1 protein-coding gene is annotated in these 1,077 nt (G+C 49.7%); it reads right to left on the minus strand.

Features of this window, described 5'->3' with window-relative positions; genetic code table 11:
* The coding region (locus ABYP33_RS19575; RefSeq protein ID WP_373093071.1) for a thiolase family protein at window positions 1-1,077 on the minus strand (1,077 nt) is incomplete at both ends.

Genomic DNA, 1,077 nt, shown 5'->3' on the forward strand with positions numbered 1-1,077 from the left:
CTATACGCCAGACGAACACCCTCAACCTGACGCTTTCCAGCCCGTCCCTTTAATTGCGTATAGTTTTCATAGACTTGACGCAAGCCCGACGCCGCTATCGGTTCGCCACAGGCAATACAACCACCATCAGTGTTAATCGGCAGCTTTCCACCCAAACCGGTGTCGCCATTTTTCAGCATGGCTGCTTGTTCACCATCTTCACAAAAACCATTCTCTGCCATATGCATAATCTCTGCACCAGAATCAGTGTCTTGTAGCTGTGCTATATTGATATCGCGGGGAGAAACTGAGGTTTTTTCAAACACGTCTTGAGCAGCAAGCACCGTGGGGGATACGTCTCTGTCTATACGAATCGATGGCGAGAAGACCTCAAACGAGCCCTTCAGCCTTGACTTAATGGAAACGCCTTTTATACGCGGCCCACTCAGGCCTTTTTCTTTCACATATTTTTCAGACGCCACCACCAAAGCAACAGCCCCTTCAGATGGCGAGCAAAACATATACTTCCGCAACGGATCAGATACCATCGGAGAAGAAATTATCTCCTCGACACCGACCGGCGTACGTCGCCACGCATGATCTGCCAAGGCACCATTAACAAAGGATTTTTCAGCTACTCGCGCCAAACTCTCCTCATCAATGCCATACTCCCACATATACCGTTTAATCTTCATCGCGAAAAACTGAGTGGTCAACATAAAACCGGCCTGGCCGTACCATTCCGGTAAACCAAGGGACTGTGGTTTTAGGTTAAACGCACCACGGGCATGCTTATCAAAACCTAATACGACACCTAATTCGTATTCTCCAGAATTAATCGCTGCCACCGCAGAGACGAGGCTAGACCCACCCGTCGCACACCCATTGGCAACATTAATTGTCGGTATACCGGTATACCCCAAAATAGGAAGAATCGAATCCACTGCACCGCAGCTTGCCGAACCACCATAAACAAACTGAATATCTTTCCAGTCTACGCCGGCATCAGCCAGAGCAGAACGAACAGCCGTGACGCCCATCTCCAGCCCCGACACCCCATCAGTGCGACCAAACTTATGAATTCCCGCACCCACCAAC

The organism is Zhongshania sp. (assembly GCF_041584495.1).
In the GTDB taxonomy this organism is placed as follows: Bacteria; Pseudomonadota; Gammaproteobacteria; order Pseudomonadales; family Spongiibacteraceae; genus Spongiibacter.